We start from the raw sequence: 16,866 nt of genomic DNA on the forward strand, positions 1-16,866 counted from the left end.
TGGAACAAGACTAATTGCTATAGTCACTATAGCTTCAATCCTTTCTTTCAGAAAGAATCTCCCGCAACTATTTGTCCGTGTGAACCGCTTTGTGGTGTTCGCCGTGTGCGTCGCGCAGGATGTCGATACCGCCCCAGGCCGCGATCCCGGCGACGATCACACCGACGACAAGGTCCGGCCAGTTGGTTCCTAGCCAAGCGACGAGGCCACCGGCCACGACGATCCCGAGGTTCGCGGCGAAATCGTTGTAACTGAAGGTGTTGGCCGCGCGGATATTGACGTTTGGATTTTTGAGCTTAGCGAGCAGCCAAACGCAGACTGCGTTGATAGCCGCCGCGATCAGGGCCATTGCAATCATGATCGTCCCGAGCGGATCTGACCCACCGATGTAGCGGCGCCACGCATCGTAGAGGATGCCTGCAGCGAACAGGATCAGCAGCCCGCCGGAAACGTTCGCCGCCCCGCGTTTCCATTTGGCGGATCGGGACAAAGCGAAAAGGCTGATCGCGTAGACGAAGCTGTCGGAGAGGTTATCGAGCCCGTTGGCGATCAGGGCACTTGAGTCGCCGAAGGCGCCTGTTGCGAAAAAAGCCACGGCCAAACCGATATTGAGCGCCAGAACGATCCAAAGCGTCCGTCTCTCCATTGAATCTTGTCTAGCGGCCATTTTGTGGTTCCAGCTTGTGTTGTACGACACATTAACTTCTGCGGCTGATCTGCGTTCCAGCCGGAATGTTGGCTGAATTCCTTCAGGCCCCGATTTCCTCGTGTTCGGTCAAGCATTCCGAATGGTCCCGCAACACCTCAAGCACCTTGCAATCTCCCGTCCGCCCGCCGCTGCATTCGTGAACCATGCGTTTCAGTTCCGTGCGCAGCGCCTTCAGGCGGGCCATGCGCTGCTCCACCTGTTTGAGCTGGCGACGCGCGATGGCATCAGCCTCATCACAGGGCCGGTTGGGATGGTCGCTGAGGTCGAGCAGCTCGCGGATCGCATCGAGCGAGAAACCGAGTTGTCGCGAATGGCGGATGAAGGACAGCCGGTCGAGCTGTGCATTGTCGTAGCGCCTCTGCCCGCCTTCGGTCCTGCCAGGTTCGGGCATGAGCCCAATCTGTTCGTAGTACCGGATGGTCTGCACCTTCGTGCCAGTCTTCTTTGACAGAGTACCGATCGTGAGCATTTTCGCCTCCATGAAAAAGATACAGTTTGTGTAGGTTTTGCCGTCGGAATAAACAAGTGTCGGTTTCACAGACGCGTGAGTTCAAGCTATACCATGATTTCGTGCTTGAACCTCTAGCGGCTAGAGGATGTATCCGCACAGGCAATAAGAATCAAAATCAGGCGAACAGGATTGTCCCTTACATCGGCACAGAAGTTTCTTTGGGTTTTGGCAGGCGTGGCAGCGCTTGCTTTCGTATGGCTTTTGCTCTGGTCCGATTATCGTGCCGATAGCGCCCGAACCGACGCCGAACCGCCTTTTTTCGCTGAGTTCGAACTGACGGACCACCAGGGTATGGTTCGAACCGAGGAGGACTTTGCGGGGCGCTGGATGCTGGTTTTTTTCGGCTTTACCAACTGCCCCGACGTCTGCCCGACGACCCTATCCGAGGTCGCGGCGGTGATGGACGGTCTGGGCGACGATGCCGCCAAGGTCCAGCCGATTTTCATAACAATCGACCCTGAACGAGACACGCCCGCAGCACTCGCCGAATACGTCCCGCTGTTCGATGCGGGCTTCATCGGGCTGACCGGCACGCCGGAACAGATCGCCGCCACATCCGAGACCTTTCCGATCTTCTTCGAACGCGTCGAAGAGGCTGCGGCGCCGGATGGTTACACGATGGGCCACACGTCGCATCTGTTCCTCTTCGATCCCGACGCGGGCTTCGCCGACTCGTGGCCCTACGGCACCTCCGCCGAAGAGATCCTCGCCGATCTGGAAGAGAGGATCTGACCGACATGAACCGTATGTCCGGAGAAACAGCCCTCGGGCTGGCGTGGATCATCGCGCTCGTCGCCTCGCTTGCCGTGCTTTTCATCGGCGAGGTGCTGGGGCAGACGCCCTGTGTGCTGTGCTGGTTCCAGCGCGCCTTCATGTTCCCCTTGGCCATTGTCCTCGGGCTCGGCCTTTGGTGGCGGGACGGCCGCGTGGGGCGCTACGGCATCGCATTGGCGCTTGGCGGCGGCGCAATCGCCCTCTGGCACATGGGGCTGTACGTCGGTCTTGTTCCCGAACGCGTCCAGCCCTGCACGGCCACCGGCCCCTCTTGCACCGATGACAACCAACTGGTCGTCGGCATCCCTATCCCGCTGATGGCGCTCGCCGCCTTCGCGCTGATCGGGGCGCTGTCGGCCCTTTCATTGAAGGACACACGAACATGAATCGACGCGGCCTGATCCTGTCCGTTCTTGCCCTCGGCGCCGCCGGTTTCGGCGGAGCCACCTGGTTTGCAATCCGCCCCGGCCCAGTGGCCGAAGCGGAGCCCGTTGCTCCGGAACTTGCGGAGGCGATGATCCGCCCCTACTCGCCCATCCTCGGGCCTGCGGATGCGCCCGTCACAATCGTCGAATTCTTCGATCCGGCCTGCGAGGCCTGTCGCGCCTTTCATCCCATCGTGAAGGACATCATGGCCGAGCATGGGGAAGCTGTCCGCGTCGTGATCCGCTACACGCCCTTCCACGGCGCGGCATCCGAGGAAGCCATCCGCGTGCTCGAGGCGGCGCGCATGCAGGACGTTTACGTGCCGGTGCTCGAGGCCGTTCTGCGGGAACAGCCGAGATGGGCGTCGCACGGTGCCCCGGCGCCTGGCCTGATCCTTCAGATCGCCGCCACGGCCGGACTCGATGCCGAAGCCGCGCGCACGCAAATGCTGGCACCCGGTGTCGTGGCGATCCTTAACCAGGATCGTGCTGACGTCGAGGCCGTGGGAATTCGCCAGACGCCCACATTCTTTGTGAACGGCAAGCCGCTCGATCCATTCGGGGAGGCAGAGTTGCGTCGTCTGGTGGCCGCCGAAGTCGCTGCCGCGCAAAGCTGAATGGAAAGGGCAGGATCAGAACGATGAAAAAGTATATTTTGACTGGCACACTGGCCGCGCTTTTGACCCTTGGAGGGCTCTCGGTGCCCGCGCTGGCCGGACCCGAGGATGTTGTCGTCGAGAACGCGTGGTCCCGCGCCTCCATCGGGATGAACCGTCCCGGGGCCGCTTACATGACGATCCGCAACACTGGCGACGAGCCGGTGACGCTGATCGGCCTTACAACACCGCTCGCGATGATGCCCGAAATCCACGAGACGAAGACCAATGCCGAAGGTGTGAGCTCCATGAGCCCGGCGGGGGAGATCGTGATCGCCCCGGGCGAGAGCATCGCGCTCGAACCGGGGGGCCTGCACGCAATGTTGATGCGGCTGCAAGAACCAATGACGGAAGGGGACACTTTTCCGCTGACCCTGCTTTTCGACGACGGAGGCGAAGTGACGGTCGAGGTGCCGATCCTTGGAATCGCCGCGCGGGGGCCAGAGGACTGATGCGGCGACGGGCGATCCTGGGGTACGGCGCGGCTGGTGTCGGGGCGGTCGCCCTGATGCTCTTCGTCGGTTGGTGGCAGGTCGATGGACCCGGTGGACCGGAACCTGTCGGGCAGCGGCCTGTGGCCCTGACCGAGATGGATTTCCGTCTGACGGATCATGAGGGCAACGCGGTCGGGCCAGAAACCCTGATCGGCCGCCCGACGATGGCGTTCTTCGGCTTCACCTACTGTCCCGATGTCTGCCCGACCACGCTCTCGGACATTTCGGGATGGCTCGATGATCTGGGAGACGAGGCCGACGAGATGAACGTGGTTTTCATCACGGTCGATCCCGAGCGCGACACTGTCGAAACGATGGCCGAATATGTCGGCTACTTCCATCCGGCGATCCGCGGCTGGACGGGACCGGAAGAGCAGATAGCGCGCGTCGCGGACGGCTTCCGCGCCACCTACGAAAGGGTGCCGACGGAGAGCGGCGATTACACGATGAACCACAGCGCGAGCGTCTTCCTGTTCGCAGCCTCTGGGCGGTTCGTCACCATGATCGACTATCACGAACCCAGAGAATTCGCGGTGCCGAAAATTCGCCGCGCGCTGGAAGAAGAAACGGAGGGGGCGACATGAGGCTCAGAACTATGGCGGCTTGTGTCGCAATTGCGGGGATGGTTTTGGGAGCGGCTATCGCCCTCTCTGATTTCATGTCGAAAGAACCCGTGCCGCCGGAACTTGCCTCGGCAGGTAAATGGATGCCCCAAGGTCCTGAAGCTCCCCAAAACGTTGACATCCTCGTGACGCTGCCCGCGACGGCATGGGCAGAAGATGCACCCGACCTCGGCCCCCTGCCCCTTCTGCAGGTCGCGTTTGCCGACAGGCCCGTGCAGGCGATCGAGCCACCCCTGTCGACATGGTCGCGCAACATTGCACCTGGCGAAACGCTCGATTTCTTGCTGTCTGAAGCTGGTCTTGCGGCACCTGACAGAGCCGAAGTTGCCCTCGCGCTTGGCGCGGAATACGATCTGCGACGGCTGCGGCCGGGGCACTCGGTCACTGTTGCTTCGACCATGGACGGCAGCCCCCGCACCGTCTCACTCGCCGTCGAGGACGGGGTTCGGATCGAGGTGGTTTTCGGCGAGCAGTTGTCCACACAGGTCGTGGCTCCGGATCCGGAGATCGTAACCCTTGCCGGCGAAGCCGTGATCGACAGCTCGATCTTCGCGGCACTCGACGAAGCCGGCATACCCGCCCGTTTTTCCGTGGACCTTGCGCAGATGCTGGGTGGGACCGTGGATTTCCGCCGCGAGATGGCCGGTGGCGAAACACTAAGGCTTCTCTGGCGTGAGGCGCGGGTCGGAGAGGACAGGATCGGACAGCCCGAACTCGCCTTCGCCGCACTGGAGATCGGCGGTTCGCTTTACGAGATCGTATGGCCGGACGACGGCAGCGGTCAGGCGACGATCTACGTCGATGGCGAGGTGCTGCGCGTCTTCGCACAGCCGGTCGAGGGTGCGCGCCTCAGCTCGGTGTTCGGACGCCGCACGCATCCGGTCTTTGGCAACGTCCGGATGCACACCGGCGTCGATTTCGCAGCGGCACGTGGGACACCGGTTCAATCGACGGCACCGGGGCGGGTTAGTTTCATTGGCTGGCGCGGTGGCTATGGCCGTGTGGTCGAAATCTCGCACGGCTCCGACACCATGACGCGCTACGCGCATCTGAGCGCCGTGCCGGAAGACCTGGCACAAGGCCAACGCGTTGCGGCGGGAGATGTGATCGGCCGCGTCGGCGCGACTGGCACGGCGACAGGTCCGAACCTGCACTACGAAGTCCTCGTGGATGGGCGCCCGACTGACCCCCTCACTGACGACCGGCTCGCCGAAGCAGCCGAGAGCGAAGCGGATGATACCGCCGCGCTCTCGCGTCTGGCCGAGGCGCGCGCGCTTCTGAATGAAAACCTCGGCAGCGAGATTGCCGAAACGACAACCGAAAGGCTCTGACCCATGAAACGCATGACCCAAGCTCTGGCAATCACCCTCGGCCTGTTACCAGCGGCCCAGGTTCTCGCAGAGGCAACGGCGATCGAGGTCCGCAAGACGAACGGTTGCGGCTGTTGCCTGTCTTGGATGAACCATCTCGAAGAAAACGGGTTTGCGCCGACGGGCGAGAACATGTTCGGTGGGTCGCTGGTTCGCTTCAAGCTCGACAACGGCGTGCCGCAGCGCATGGTCTCCTGCCACACCGCGCTCATTGATGGCTACGTGATCGAAGGCCATGTCCCGGCCGGTGACATCCGCCGCCTTCTCGATGAGCGCCCGGACGCCGTCGGCCTCGCCGTTCCGGCGATGCCCTATGGTTCGCCCGGCATGGGGCCAGAAGACGACCGCGAGGCCTATGATGTCTTCCTCATCCGCAAGGACGGGTCGACGGAAGTCTTTTCGAGCTACGCCGAAGGATAATCTGGCCCGCCCATGGAAAATCTGTCTCCGATAATGCTTGGCTTTCTCGGAAGTCTCGCCGCCGGTTCGCTCACGGCAGTCGGAGCAGTTCCCGTGCTGTTTGGGCGCATCCCGTCCCGGGCCACGCGCGATCTGTCGCTCGGCTTCGCTGCCGGTGTGATGCTCGCCGCTTCTTTCTTTTCGCTGATCATCCCGGCATTGGATGCGGCGGAGCCGATGTTCGAAAACGGCGCGATGCCTGCGGCCATCGTATGCGTTTCGATTCTTCTGGGCATGGGGGCTGTCGCCCTGATGAACGAAAAGCTGCCGCACGAGCACTTCAAGACAGGACGCGAAGGGCCCGAAGCGGCGTCTTTGCGGCGGGTCTGGCTGTTCATCATCGCAATCACGATCCACAACTTCCCCGAAGGCCTTGCGGTTGGGGTCGGCTTCGGATCCGGAGGTATGGAGGGCGGTCTGCCTCTTGCTGTCGGAATCGGGCTTCAGAATGCGCCCGAAGGATTGGCCGTCGCTGTATCTCTGCTGGGCGAGGGATATCCGAAGCTGCGCGCCTGGGGCATCGCGGCGCTGACGGGCATGGTCGAGCCGATTGGCGGCCTGCTCGGGGCCGGGATCATCACACTGTCGGAACCGCTGCTTCCATGGGGTCTGGCCTTTGCCGCGGGCGCAATGCTCTACGTTATCAGCCACGAAATCATCCCCGAAACCCATCGCAGCGGCCATCAGAACAGGGCGACGCTCGGTCTCGCAGTCGGGCTCGTTCTAATGCTGTTCCTTGATGTCTGGTTGGGATGAGGCAATGTCACTAAACAAGGTATCTCCGATGATCGGCGTCTTCGCAGCACTTGCTGCGTTCGCGATCGATCAGATCACCAAAGCCATTGTCGTTGCGAATGCCGTCACTTTAAGCGCCGGGATTCCCGTGTTTCCGGGATTCAACCTCGTCTTTTATCGTAATGACGGCGTGACTTTCGGGATGTTGGGCGGCGCGCCGTGGTGGAGCCTCATCGCTCTCGCTCTTGCCATCTGTGTTTGGCTGGGGGTTATGCTGTTTCGCGCCGACAATGCGGTGGAAACGCTTGCCTATGGCGCGATCATTGGCGGAGCCCTGGGCAATGTCATCGATCGTGTGCGGTATCGGGCTGTAACAGACTTTCTCGATTTCTACATTGGCACAACACATTGGCCTGCCTTCAACTTGGCCGATGTATTTGTCGTCAGTGGCGTGGGGCTCTTGCTCGCCGCGCCATGGATCAGCGCGCGGCGTTCGATCAAGTCGTGAAGCCGGAAATTCTGAACCGCATCGCTCTGCGCCACCGTTTGCTTTCGCGGGTGACGCTTGGTTTCGTCGCCGGGGCGCTGACCGTTCTGACTTTCCCGCCTTTCTCGATTCTCCTGCTCGTTCCCGTTGTCTATTCCGCGTTGTTTGTCGGTCTTCGCGGTCTCTCCTTCGGGCGTGCTTTTCTCGTCGGCTGGGCGTTCGGACTCGGCCAGTTCGGTTTCGGGATTTCATGGATCGCGGAGAGTTTCTACGTCGAGGCCGAGCGGTTTGGGGCGATGGCGATCCCGGCCGTCGCGGGATTGTCCGCAGGTCTCGCGATTTTCCCGGCCATTGCCGCTGTGCTCTTCGCCGAAATCGCGCGGCGCGGAGCCCTGGGCAATCTCCTGGCCTGCCTCCTGTTCGCGACCTTCTGGACCGTGGCCGAGTGGTTGCGTGGTCACGTTCTGACAGGTTTTCCGTGGATCCTCGCCAGCTACGCTCTGGTCGATTACGCCGCTTTGCGCCAGCCCGCCGCGTGGGTCGGAAGCTATGGGCTAAGCTTTCTCACCGTGTTCGTCGCGGCACTTCCCGTCGCGGCTGTCATGGCGTCCGGGCGGCAACGACTGACCATCTCGCTCATGGCGCTGGCCGGCATCGCGACGATGTGGGCCGTCGGCACACTTCGCCTCCAGTCGGATACAGAACAGCCACCCGGTGTGGAGCTGCGCATCGTCCAGGGCAACGTTCCCCAAGAGGAGAAATGGGCGCCCGAGAACCGCGAGGCAACCTTCGCGCGTTATCTTGAGCTTTCAACCCAGCCCGGCGATTTCGACGTTCTTCTCTGGCCGGAAACCGCCTTTCCGGGTTTCCTCGATGAGGATACGGAGGCACGGGCCCGCATTGCCGCAGCGCTACCAGACGGCAGAGTGCTGCTTACCGGTGTGCCGGACCGTGTACCGAGCGAGGATGGCACCCGATATTTCAACACGGTCCAGGCATTTGACGAGACCGGCGAGATCCTGACCGGATACGCGAAACACCATCTCGTGCCCTTCGGCGAATATGTGCCATTCCGCGGCTGGTTGCCCATCGAGCGGCTCACGGCGGGTCTGGGCGATTTTACGCCCGGACCGGGCCCGAGAACGCTTGCGCTTCCGGGTGTGCCGCTGGTCGCCGTGGCGATCTGCTATGAGATCATCTTCCCAGGGCATGTGGTCGACGACCTGTTCCGGCCGGACTGGATTTTCAACGCGACAAACGATGCCTGGTTTGGCACCAGCATCGGACCCGAGCAGCATCTGGCTTCCGCACGTATGCGCGCCGTAGAGGAAGGCCTTCCAGTCATCCGAGCCGCGAATACGGGCATCTCTGCGGTCATCGACGCGAGCGGAGAGATCGTTGCGCGGCTCGATACCGGCGAAACGGGCATCATCGACGCTAGCCTGCCCTCCGCGCGACCGCCGACACTCTACGCGAGCTTCGGGGACTGGATGCTGTTGGCGCTCATCTTGGCTTCGTGGAGCTGGGCAATGGCGCCAATGCGACGGCTCACTACCGCCGCATGAGAAAGACCGTCATGCAAAGATGTGGATAGGTGTCCCGTCCTTCACCATTGCATAGATGTCCTCGATCTCCCGATCCGTGACCGCGATGCAGCCAGCTGTCCAGTCGCGGACATTTGTCGGGTCGATGCCGGGGCGTGGGCCACCATGGATGAAGATGTCGCCGCCGGGGGAAAGGCCCTGCGCTTCGGCAAAGGCGATGTCGGCCTCGTTCGGATAAGAGATGCCAATCGAAAGATGGTAGGTGCTGTTGGGGTTTCGCCTGTCGATTGTGTAAACTCCTTCCGGAGTCCGGCCATCCCCCTCGAATTGTTTGTGACCCTCAGGAGCGAAACCCAGCCCGACCGGATAGGTTTGCAAGACGCGATCGGCTCCGTCGAGAACAAGCAAGCGCTGTCCCTTGTAAAGCCGAACACGGGTGACTTCGGGTCCGTCATAGCTGCGGAACTTGCTGGCACACCCGGACAGAAACGCTACCAGCCCGCCCAACAGGACGGCGCGGCGGGGAAATCGGATGGTTTTCACTGCTCGATGCCTCTTTCGTGAGGTCTGTTATGGACATTACGTTACCTTGCAAATGCTGCGTGATCAATGTCCGTGGGCAAGCGCGGCCTTTGCCATCTGTGGGCCAACCTGCTCACCGCCGGACGGCGGCGCCTTGGCCTCTTGGCTGTTCAGCAGGCGCAGGGCATTGGCCACCACCAGCAATGACACTCCTACGTCGGCTGCAATCGCGCCCCACATCGATGCCAGTCCGAACGCGGTAGCGACAACGAAAACGCCCTTGGTCGCCAAGGAAATACCGATGTTCTGATGAATGATCGACATTGTCCGGCGCGAATGACCGATCAGCCAAGGCACCTTGCCGAGATCGTCGGTCATCAGGGCTATATCCGCCGTCTCGATTGCCGCGTCCGAACCAACGGCACCCATTGCGATGGCGTAATGCGCGCGCGCCATGGCCGGGGCGTCGTTGACCCCGTCGCCGATCATGGCCACCATGTCATGCGTTTCGACCAGTTCTTCGATGGCAGTCACCTTGTCTTCGGGCAGAAGCTCGGCACGGACCTCGTCGATGCCGACCTCGGCTGCAACAGCGCGCGCTGTCCGCTCGTTATCACCGGTCAGCATGACGATGGTCTTCACACCCTGCGCGTGAAGCTGCGCCACGATGCCTTTGGCATCCGGGCGGATACGGTCGCGCAATTCCAAGATGCCGGTGACACCGGTGTCGTCGCCCACGGCAACAAGGGTGCTGCCAGCCCCTTCGATGCGGTCGCGCAAATCCTTCGGAATGGCGTCGCCGAAACCCTTCTCCTCGGCAAACCGGTCCGACCCCAGCCAGATCGACCGGCCGTCTGTGCGTCCTTCAAGTCCCCTGCCCGGAACGGTTCGGGTATCTTCCGCGGCGGATACCTTGATGCCGTCGGCTTCTGCCCGCGCAAGAATGGCGCGCGCCAAGGGATGCGAGGAACGTGCCTCCAGCCCAGCGGCGAGGGTCATCAGATCTTGCGCCGATGCTTTGCCCAGCGGATGCACCGCCGCCACCTCGGGCTCGCCCATGGTGATCGTGCCGGTCTTGTCCATGGCCAGTGCAGTGGTCTTGCCCGGTGCCTCAACATATGCACCGCCCTTGATCAGCACCCCGGCCCGCGCTGAGGCGGTGAGTGCAGCGACGATGGAGACCGGTGTCGAGATGACCAGAGCGCATGGGCAAGCGATCACCAGCAGCACGAGTGCATTGTAGAACCAATAATCCCAGGCCCCCCCGAAAATGAGCGGCGGCAGCAGGGCAATTGCAATGGCGAGAGCCATGACGATAGGCGTATAGATGCGGGCGAATTTCGCCACCCACTGCTCCACCGGCGCGCGGCGGGCATGGGCGTCGCCGACCATGCGGATAATCTTGGCCAACACGGTGTCCGAGGCGGCCTTCGTGGCGCGCACCGTCAGTGTGCCTTCGCCGTTGATCGTACCGGCATAGACTTCGTCGCCCCGTTCCTTTGGGACCAGCGCACTCTCTCCGGTGATCGGCGCCTGATCGACGGCCCCTGCCCCATCGACAACCTCACCATCCAATGGGATGCGGTCTCCGCCGCGCACGATGAAACGTGCGTTGATAGCAACCGCAGAAGCCGGAACGTCCGCTTCCGAGCCGTCATCATGAAGAACTCTTGCCGTCGGCGGCGCGAGGTCGAGCAGAGCTGAAACCGCATTCCTCGCACGCCCGACGCTCCAGCTTTCGAGGTAGAGCGAGAGCGAAAAGAAGAACGCGACTGTCGCCGCCTCGAAAAATTCGCCAAGCCCGATGGCACCGGCCACGGCGACCACCATGAGCAGGTTCATGTCGGGCGACAGCCGCCGAGCGGACGACCATGCCTTGGGTGCCACGAGCCAGACACCGAACAGGATCGCAACCGCGAACAGCCCTGCCTCGACCAGTGGCATCGGCGCTTCGCCGTGACCCGCGAAGAGGCCGAGCGCCCCGCCCATGCCGGTCTCGATGATGTGCCACAGAAATCCTGCGGCCCAGAAGCCTCCACTGAGCGCCGTAAACAGCCGCTGTCTTGCAAGATGGGCCGCCTGGTCGACCGACGCGTTCTCGGCATCCCAAGGCTTGGCGGTCATGCCGGTGCTTGCGACCAGTTCTGCAATTTCGCCGTCCGATACACTCTTGGCGCTGTCGAGAATAGTCATCCGTCCATTGATCACGTCGAACGCGAGATGCTCGGCCCCGCCGATCTTCGGGCCGACCACCTTGTTCAGGATTGCTACCTCCTCGGCGCAATCGAGGCCGGACACCTGAAAACTGCGCCCGCACGCTGGCGCGGGGATCGCCGGAACGATGTCGCCGCACGTTCCGGCGCTCCCGCAGCAGCTGCCGCCGCTTTTCTGGGCATCTTCGGCGTGATCGTGGTCGTGACGATGGGTGTCGGACGGCATGAATGGACCTCTGGATTCGGGTGCTTTACCATGACATAGCCCCTACAGTAGCTAGAGCTTCAAGAGCAAAATACGGTGGTATTTCAGTTTGTTTTATTGCTAGAGGATGCGGCGACCGGCTCCATCACGCCTTGAGGCATGAAAAGCCGATGCAAAGAAAAAACAGACACGAAAGGAAGCTTGATGCGGGTTTTGATGCTGAAGCAAAAAATAATGTTTGCAGTGGCGCTGTCGCTTACGGCCGGGTGCGCAATCCAGCCGACTGGATCGGGCGACTCGGCAGACCAGCCGGGCAACGTTCCCGAAGCTGTGATTGCAATGGCTGCCCCGGATCAGGATGTTGCAACCGCGCGCTTGGTGCCGGAAGACGGGTGCTACTGGTACGAACACAGCGGCCCCGTTGAAACGACCTTGTTGCCGCTGCGCACGGTGAACGGCAATCCGATCTGCGTCGCGCGGGAAGCGTGACGACGACCCGCACGTCACATCATTTCGCTCAAAGCTAATTACCTCATTCAACTTCTCGCGGTAACACTGTCCTCAGCCGAATAAAGATGTGCTGTCGATCCAATCTCGACGTTCGGATAGAGCTCGTTGATGTGTGCCATAACCATCCGCACGCAACCCGAACTCGCGCGACCGCCGATGCTTCTCGGATAGGGTGTGCCGTGTATCCGAAGATAGGTGTCGCGATCTCCGACATAGAGATAGAGCGCCCGCGATCCCAAGGCGTTTTGAGGGCCGGGTTCCATCCCGTCGGCCCATCTTGCGTTTTCAGGATCCCGCTCGATCATGTTCTGTGTCGGCGTCCAGTGCGGCCACCTGACCTTGCGCTTGATGTTATAAACACCTGGCTCGTAGAGGTTGCCCCGCGCGATCGCCACGCCGTAGCGCATCGCGGTTCCACCCTCCTCAATGTGGTAGAGATATCGCGCAACCGCATCGACATGGATGTCTCCTGGCACGAGGCCGTCCTTCGCGTCCACACGCTGAGGCAAGAAACGTGGGTGTAGTCCCCAAGGGTTTGACGTGGCCGGATCGAAGCCGGGCGGGCTGACTTGCGCGTCCCATTCAGCCTTCTGCGCTTCGGTGGGCCAGCTATCGGCAAACACAGGGTTGGCCACAGTCGCCGAAAAGAGCGCTGTTGTCGTTTGAATGAAGTGTCGTCTTGTCAGCATTTCGTACCCTTTCGGTTCCCGCCGACGATTGATGGCAAGAACGGTATATGTTCTCCTTGAATAGATAGGACTTCTAGTGGCTAGAGGTTCAAGGGCAAATTTTCGTGAACGCATGCACGCGACCCTGGTAGCACATGCTTGCCTTGCGGGCGGGTTAACGGCCAACCAGGTCAGGTCCGAATTAGCGTGGTAAAGCGGGAGTCAGGGGGCGGAGTAGGACAGATTTGCCGAATTGGTCCCCCGGTGGATCGGTTTTGGTCGAAAGATACTATCCTGACACCCTGTCGATCTTCACCCGCCCGTGTCATTGGCCGAAACTTCGGCTTGGAACTCACGTTGTCGCTCAGGCCAGGTGCTCTTGATGTAGACGAGGATAGCCGCGATCTCTGCGTCTGTCAGATCCTCTCCGAAGGCCGGCATGTCGCTCTCGTATCCCGGCACGACGGCCCCGACCCCGCCTTTAGTGATCTGAAAAAGCATGCGGTCTGAATGGTGCCAAGTGTGGCCTGAGTCATCATGCGGCGGGGCCGGCATTCTTCCTGTGTCAAGACGGCGACGCCAATCGGGCTGACCCTCGAGGCTGGCACCATGGCAACTGGCGCAGTTGTCCGCATAAAGCTGTTGCCCTGCCATGACCTGGGATGCAAGCACGGGCTCTCCCAAAAACGTCAGTCCCTCGACACGCGGGTCAACCGGTTCCGATTGGGCCAGCACCACAACGCCGGTGGTCGCGAGCGCGGACACTAGGGCAGCGAGGTGCACTGACCGCCTGACCGTACACTTCGCCGATCGATCTTTCGGCCCCTTATTCATCGGCATAGATTGAGATTCCTTCCGGGCCAAAGGCGTAGGTCCTGAGCGTGCCTGACTTGACCGCAGCCATGCCCGGTGCGTTCGCGGGCATTCCCGGCAAGGTGATACCCGTTATCGCCGGACGGGTTTCCAGCAGCCGCTCGATGATGTCGACGGGGACGAGACCGCTGACATAGTAGCCGTCGATCTCGGCCAAGTGGCAGCCGATGCCCTGGGCGGGCACACCGACTTCGACCGAGCGTTTGTCGAAGTCGCGGTCATCCACACGCGTTACGGTAAAGCCGTGTTCTTCGAGATAATCCCCATAGGCATCACAGCAGCCGCAGCCCGGATCGCGCCAGATGGTGATCTGCCTTTCGCTGCCCGCCAGACCGGGCGCCACATCGCCGGTCGCTTGCGCCCAGGCCGATGTGGTCAGGCCCACCATTCCGACAATGCCGCTGCCAATCAGACCAAGCGCGTTTCTTCTCTGCATCATTTTCTCCATCATCGTTCTCCTGTTTCGATCCAGGTTGCGCCGCCGTCACGGCTGATTTTCAAGATGCCGCCCAACAGGGCAGCGATGTAGGTCTCGTCTCTTGGATGAACCGCAACAGCGGTCGCAGCTTTGCTCGCCCGCTTTTGCCAGATGACTCCGCCGTCCTGCGATGCCCAGAGGCCCGAACGCAGCGCGGCATACATCACTTCCGGCGCCGAGGGGGCACTGGCCAGCGACAGGATCGGTTCACCTCCTGGCAATGGCGCTTCGGACGGTGGGGCTTCACCCGCAACCAATGCGTCCATCGCATTGCCTGGCTGCACGTCCTGCCAGCGACAAAAGCAATCGGGCACCCGCGTTAGGCCAACCTCGGTGCCCGCATAGATCCAGATCCCGCCCATGCCGGTCTCAAGCTCGACCGAAGCCAGAGAAAGAAGTTCCCGCTCTGCGTCGTCGAGCCAGGGGCGGTCCATGGCGAGCGACCAGGTTGCACCGGCGTCTTCGCTCTTCCACAACCCGTCGCCGCGAAGCGAGGCATAGATCATGTCCGGGTTCCGCGAGGCGATAGCAACGGCAGTGATTTCTCCGTCAGGCAGCCTAGCTTCAAAGATACGCCACGAAGCGCCCCCGTCTTCGGAAATGCTGACACCGCCCTCGGCCAACCCCGCAACCACACGGCCGGGCCGGTCGCGATGGGTCGCCAGCGACAGCACGTTCCCCAGTGTCTCTGCCGCGGTCCAAGTCTGGCCGGCATCGTCACTGACGAACAACCCTCGATCTGCCAGCAGGATGGTATCACCATCAAAGGCCAGAGCCGCTGGATCACCATCGACTGCAGCCTGCACAAGCCTTGGCAACACCGTGGCTAAGCCGCTACCGAGGACGGCAGCAAGAACCTTGCGCCGGTTTGGCCGACATCCAATCTCAATCGATTTCAATCTGCTTGCTCCTCTGCTCATGCGACGCGGATCACGCCCATTGTCGCGTTGCCGTTAAATCCGAGACGCGGCGCGTTTGCGGGAGTGGACAAAACATGGGGGTCATGCGGCGCGTTTTCTGTTTGCGACGGTCAGCCGACCATCGAGAACTGCGGCCCTTGTGACGGCTACTCGGTGAGCCCCTTTGGGCGACCACCGCATCCTTCTGCGCTTTCCCATGCGGGCATTGGCAATGTCATCGACTGATCCTTCGGCACGAGATGACGAGATGGGCAGCCCGTTACGGTACCGTCGGCCATAGTCGACAAGGGATTCCATGTTGTTCGCGAGATAGGTGTACAGTGTCCCGCATCGGGCCTGCACACGAGCGGCAGCGGTGCGGACAGCCAAAGGTTCTTCCGCAAGGCGGGTGCAATCGTGCATGAGCCCTTTCAGATAAGTTTCCGCGACCCGTGCTCTGCCATGCCACAGCCACCAGCGAAGGCTTTTCGCGGGGCGCTGGAACAGCACCGGAATTCCAGTGAATCCCGGTATCTGGACCAGACCCTGAACGGCGGCCTCGACATGTCGAATACGCATCGAGATGTGCCACCAGTCGAGGATATGCTTCACCTGGCCGTCGCCACCCATGGCATTCCGTATGAGGTTCGGGAGAGCAAGCTCGCCATCAGAGATTACCGTCAACAGACGGCCCGGCTTCCATCCAAAGTCTGACAGCTCTTCTCGCATCCGGCTGCCTGGCGATGCCGTCGCATTGGCGACCAAGCCAAATCGTCGGCACATATTGCGACTTTCAATCTTACCGACCACAAGATCCAGGTGTCGCTGCTGATACTCCGGTCGACAGCGGATATGCGCACCGTCCAGAAAAACCGTCAAACCCCCTTTGGGAAGTGCTTCAGCGGGATCGCCTGATGCCCTTCGACTTTTCTCGAGCCCCGCGGCTACTCTTCCCAACCGGTCACGCACCGTGGTGTGATGGGGCGGATGGCAGGGGAGGAAGCTTTTCATCAGCCGCGCGGCTTCGCGAAAGGAATGCCGGGACCCGAGTTCCGCATGGAGCCGCTGCAGCTCCGGGGTAGCCCGGTCAGGAAAGAAATAGGCCAGCGGAGAAATAGGTCCGCCGGGCATCGCCGCTGACCTGGCATCACACGAACAGCGGCGCAAGCGCGCGGCTTTGACCCGAACCCGCCCAAAGAGCGTGTCGAGATCGCGCGTGCGATAGTCATGAATGGCACGAACCGAGGCGCAATCCGGGCATACGCGGCTTTCTCGGATGATTTCCTCAACCTGATCGCAAAGAATTGCCCGCTGAATCTGTTCGACAACCCTCTTCCCATCCTCGAGGCGCAACCCGATCCCGTCTGGACAGGTCACCCGGTAGGGTCGTGAAATGCCGTCAAGCTGATGAGTGCGCTTCTCCCCGTTGTCGAAGGTAGTTTCGATTGTAATCCGTACGTCCATGGCAGCCCCACACGCAAAGAACTCACCTTAGCACGGGCCGCAACGACGAAGATGACCCCCATGTTTTGTCCACTCCCTCCGTATCTCAAGCGCTCGGCGCATCTGCCGCAGGAGATCAAGGATATTGGCTGGAAAGCTCAGACGCGACTTTGCAAACGGTATCGAGCTTTGAGCCGGACAGGCAAACCGCAGCCGCGCGTGTTGGGCGCAATCGCCCGGGAACTGGCCGGGTTCATCTGGGATATCG

General features: G+C 61.5%; 20 protein-coding genes. 11 read left to right on the forward strand and 9 right to left on the reverse strand.

What is annotated here, in order from left to right:
- Window positions 1-67: 67 nt before the first annotated feature.
- Together BW949_RS14585 and BW949_RS14590 are read right to left on the reverse strand one after the other, a co-directional pair.
- Window positions 68-646: a cation efflux transmembrane domain-containing protein gene (locus tag BW949_RS14585; protein WP_009573601.1), complete on the reverse strand. Its 579-nt coding sequence runs from the start codon at window positions 644-646 to the stop codon at window positions 68-70.
- A gap of 103 nt (window positions 647-749) precedes the next feature.
- Complete coding sequence (locus tag BW949_RS14590) at window positions 750-1,178, reverse strand: MerR family transcriptional regulator (RefSeq protein ID WP_013959865.1); 429 nt, start codon at window positions 1,176-1,178, stop codon at window positions 750-752.
- Between the two features lie 207 nt (window positions 1,179-1,385).
- On the opposite strand from BW949_RS14590, the gene BW949_RS14595 reads away from it, so the two are divergent.
- The 10 genes from BW949_RS14595 to lnt are packed head-to-tail and all read left to right on the forward strand — an operon-like array spanning window position 1,386 to window position 8,808.
- Complete coding sequence (locus BW949_RS14595; protein WP_076367366.1) at window positions 1,386-1,952, forward strand: SCO family protein; 567 nt, start codon at window positions 1,386-1,388, stop codon at window positions 1,950-1,952.
- A gap of 5 nt (window positions 1,953-1,957) precedes the next feature.
- The gene (locus BW949_RS14600; RefSeq protein WP_043772523.1) at window positions 1,958-2,380 is read left to right on the forward strand and encodes a disulfide bond formation protein B; all 423 of its coding nucleotides are present in this window, start codon (window positions 1,958-1,960) and stop codon (window positions 2,378-2,380) included.
- Window positions 2,377-3,036 carry a DsbA family protein gene (locus tag BW949_RS14605; RefSeq protein ID WP_018001721.1) on the forward strand — a complete coding sequence of 220 codons (660 nt, stop codon included), beginning with the start codon at window positions 2,377-2,379 and terminating at the stop codon, window positions 3,034-3,036. Before BW949_RS14600 ends, BW949_RS14605 begins: the two co-directional genes overlap by 4 nt.
- A gap of 23 nt (window positions 3,037-3,059) precedes the next feature.
- Window positions 3,060-3,527 carry a copper chaperone PCu(A)C gene (locus BW949_RS14610; RefSeq protein WP_076367368.1) on the forward strand — a complete coding sequence of 156 codons (468 nt, stop codon included), beginning with the start codon at window positions 3,060-3,062 and terminating at the stop codon, window positions 3,525-3,527.
- Window positions 3,527-4,153: an SCO family protein gene (locus BW949_RS14615; protein ID WP_076367370.1), complete on the forward strand. Its 627-nt coding sequence runs from the start codon at window positions 3,527-3,529 to the stop codon at window positions 4,151-4,153. The genes BW949_RS14610 and BW949_RS14615 overlap by 1 nt, the downstream gene beginning before the upstream one ends.
- Window positions 4,150-5,523 carry a M23 family metallopeptidase gene (locus BW949_RS14620; protein WP_076367372.1) on the forward strand — a complete coding sequence of 458 codons (1,374 nt, stop codon included), beginning with the start codon at window positions 4,150-4,152 and terminating at the stop codon, window positions 5,521-5,523. Before BW949_RS14615 ends, BW949_RS14620 begins: the two co-directional genes overlap by 4 nt.
- 3 nt (window positions 5,524-5,526) lie before the next feature.
- Complete coding sequence (locus BW949_RS14625) at window positions 5,527-5,982, forward strand: DUF411 domain-containing protein (RefSeq protein WP_076367374.1); 456 nt, start codon at window positions 5,527-5,529, stop codon at window positions 5,980-5,982.
- A 12-nt stretch (window positions 5,983-5,994) separates the two neighbouring features.
- Window positions 5,995-6,777 (forward strand): ZIP family metal transporter, encoded by a 783-nt coding sequence (locus BW949_RS14630; protein WP_028095370.1) that lies wholly within the window; start codon window positions 5,995-5,997, stop codon window positions 6,775-6,777.
- A gap of 28 nt (window positions 6,778-6,805) precedes the next feature.
- Window positions 6,806-7,264 carry a signal peptidase II gene (lspA, locus tag BW949_RS14635; protein WP_076367376.1) on the forward strand — a complete coding sequence of 153 codons (459 nt, stop codon included), beginning with the start codon at window positions 6,806-6,808 and terminating at the stop codon, window positions 7,262-7,264.
- A complete protein-coding gene (lnt, locus tag BW949_RS14640) occupies window positions 7,231-8,808 on the forward strand; it encodes an apolipoprotein N-acyltransferase (protein WP_076367378.1) in 1,578 nt (525 codons plus the stop codon). Before lspA ends, lnt begins: the two co-directional genes overlap by 34 nt.
- A 9-nt stretch (window positions 8,809-8,817) precedes the next feature.
- On the opposite strand, the gene BW949_RS14645 is transcribed toward lnt, so the two are convergent.
- Both BW949_RS14645 and BW949_RS14650 read right to left on the reverse strand, forming a co-directional pair.
- A complete protein-coding gene (locus BW949_RS14645; RefSeq protein WP_018001713.1) occupies window positions 8,818-9,330 on the reverse strand; it encodes a L,D-transpeptidase family protein in 513 nt (170 codons plus the stop codon).
- Between the two features lie 63 nt (window positions 9,331-9,393).
- On the reverse strand, window positions 9,394-11,748 hold the full coding sequence (locus BW949_RS14650; RefSeq protein ID WP_076367380.1) for a heavy metal translocating P-type ATPase: 2,355 nt from the start codon (window positions 11,746-11,748) through the stop codon (window positions 9,394-9,396).
- 183 nt (window positions 11,749-11,931) lie between these two features.
- Between BW949_RS14650 and BW949_RS14655 the strand changes: the two genes are divergently transcribed.
- On the forward strand, window positions 11,932-12,216 hold the full coding sequence (locus BW949_RS14655) for a hypothetical protein (RefSeq protein WP_043772563.1): 285 nt from the start codon (window positions 11,932-11,934) through the stop codon (window positions 12,214-12,216).
- A gap of 47 nt (window positions 12,217-12,263) precedes the next feature.
- On the opposite strand, the gene BW949_RS14660 is transcribed toward BW949_RS14655, so the two are convergent.
- From BW949_RS14660 to BW949_RS14680, 5 genes are all read right to left on the reverse strand, one after another.
- Entirely contained in the window at window positions 12,264-12,926 is a 663-nt protein-coding gene (locus tag BW949_RS14660) for a L,D-transpeptidase (RefSeq protein ID WP_009503854.1), read from the reverse strand.
- Window positions 12,927-13,217: 291 nt separating this feature from the next.
- Window positions 13,218-13,739 carry a c-type cytochrome gene (locus BW949_RS14665; RefSeq protein WP_138919430.1) on the reverse strand — a complete coding sequence of 174 codons (522 nt, stop codon included), beginning with the start codon at window positions 13,737-13,739 and terminating at the stop codon, window positions 13,218-13,220.
- Window positions 13,732-14,226, reverse strand: a complete 495-nt coding sequence (locus BW949_RS14670) for a DUF411 domain-containing protein (RefSeq protein WP_043772565.1) — start codon at window positions 14,224-14,226, stop codon at window positions 13,732-13,734. Before BW949_RS14670 ends, BW949_RS14665 begins: the two co-directional genes overlap by 8 nt.
- Window positions 14,226-15,155: a WD40/YVTN/BNR-like repeat-containing protein gene (locus BW949_RS14675; protein WP_233128156.1), complete on the reverse strand. Its 930-nt coding sequence runs from the start codon at window positions 15,153-15,155 to the stop codon at window positions 14,226-14,228. Before BW949_RS14675 ends, BW949_RS14670 begins: the two co-directional genes overlap by 1 nt.
- Window positions 15,156-15,257: 102 nt before the next feature.
- On the reverse strand, window positions 15,258-16,619 hold the full coding sequence (locus tag BW949_RS14680) for an ISKra4 family transposase (RefSeq protein WP_040182552.1): 1,362 nt from the start codon (window positions 16,617-16,619) through the stop codon (window positions 15,258-15,260).
- Between the last annotated feature and the right edge of the window lie 247 nt (window positions 16,620-16,866).

The organism is Phaeovulum vinaykumarii (assembly GCF_900156695.1).
GTDB classification, from domain to species: Bacteria; Pseudomonadota; Alphaproteobacteria; order Rhodobacterales; family Rhodobacteraceae; genus Bieblia_A; species Bieblia_A vinaykumarii.

Coding starts and splice junctions, on each gene's coding strand:
- BW949_RS14585 (WP_009573601.1), bottom strand. CDS start 646: ATGGAGAGACGGACGCTTTGGATCGTTCTGGCGCTCAATATCGGTTTG.
- BW949_RS14590 (WP_013959865.1), bottom strand. CDS start 1,178: ATGCTCACGATCGGTACTCTGTCAAAGAAGACTGGCACGAAGGTGCAG.
- BW949_RS14600 (WP_043772523.1), top strand. CDS start 1,958: ATGAACCGTATGTCCGGAGAAACAGCCCTCGGGCTGGCGTGGATCATC.
- BW949_RS14605 (WP_018001721.1), top strand. CDS start 2,377: ATGAATCGACGCGGCCTGATCCTGTCCGTTCTTGCCCTCGGCGCCGCC.
- BW949_RS14610 (WP_076367368.1), top strand. CDS start 3,060: ATGAAAAAGTATATTTTGACTGGCACACTGGCCGCGCTTTTGACCCTT.
- BW949_RS14615 (WP_076367370.1), top strand. CDS start 3,527: ATGCGGCGACGGGCGATCCTGGGGTACGGCGCGGCTGGTGTCGGGGCG.
- BW949_RS14620 (WP_076367372.1), top strand. CDS start 4,150: ATGAGGCTCAGAACTATGGCGGCTTGTGTCGCAATTGCGGGGATGGTT.
- BW949_RS14625 (WP_076367374.1), top strand. CDS start 5,527: ATGAAACGCATGACCCAAGCTCTGGCAATCACCCTCGGCCTGTTACCA.
- BW949_RS14630 (WP_028095370.1), top strand. CDS start 5,995: ATGGAAAATCTGTCTCCGATAATGCTTGGCTTTCTCGGAAGTCTCGCC.
- lspA (WP_076367376.1), top strand. CDS start 6,806: ATGATCGGCGTCTTCGCAGCACTTGCTGCGTTCGCGATCGATCAGATC.
- lnt (WP_076367378.1), top strand. CDS start 7,231: ATGGATCAGCGCGCGGCGTTCGATCAAGTCGTGAAGCCGGAAATTCTG.
- BW949_RS14650 (WP_076367380.1), bottom strand. CDS start 11,748: ATGCCGTCCGACACCCATCGTCACGACCACGATCACGCCGAAGATGCC.
- BW949_RS14655 (WP_043772563.1), top strand. CDS start 11,932: ATGCGGGTTTTGATGCTGAAGCAAAAAATAATGTTTGCAGTGGCGCTG.
- BW949_RS14660 (WP_009503854.1), bottom strand. CDS start 12,926: ATGCTGACAAGACGACACTTCATTCAAACGACAACAGCGCTCTTTTCG.
- BW949_RS14665 (WP_138919430.1), bottom strand. CDS start 13,739: ATGAATAAGGGGCCGAAAGATCGATCGGCGAAGTGTACGGTCAGGCGG.
- BW949_RS14670 (WP_043772565.1), bottom strand. CDS start 14,226: ATGGAGAAAATGATGCAGAGAAGAAACGCGCTTGGTCTGATTGGCAGC.
- BW949_RS14680 (WP_040182552.1), bottom strand. CDS start 16,619: ATGGACGTACGGATTACAATCGAAACTACCTTCGACAACGGGGAGAAG.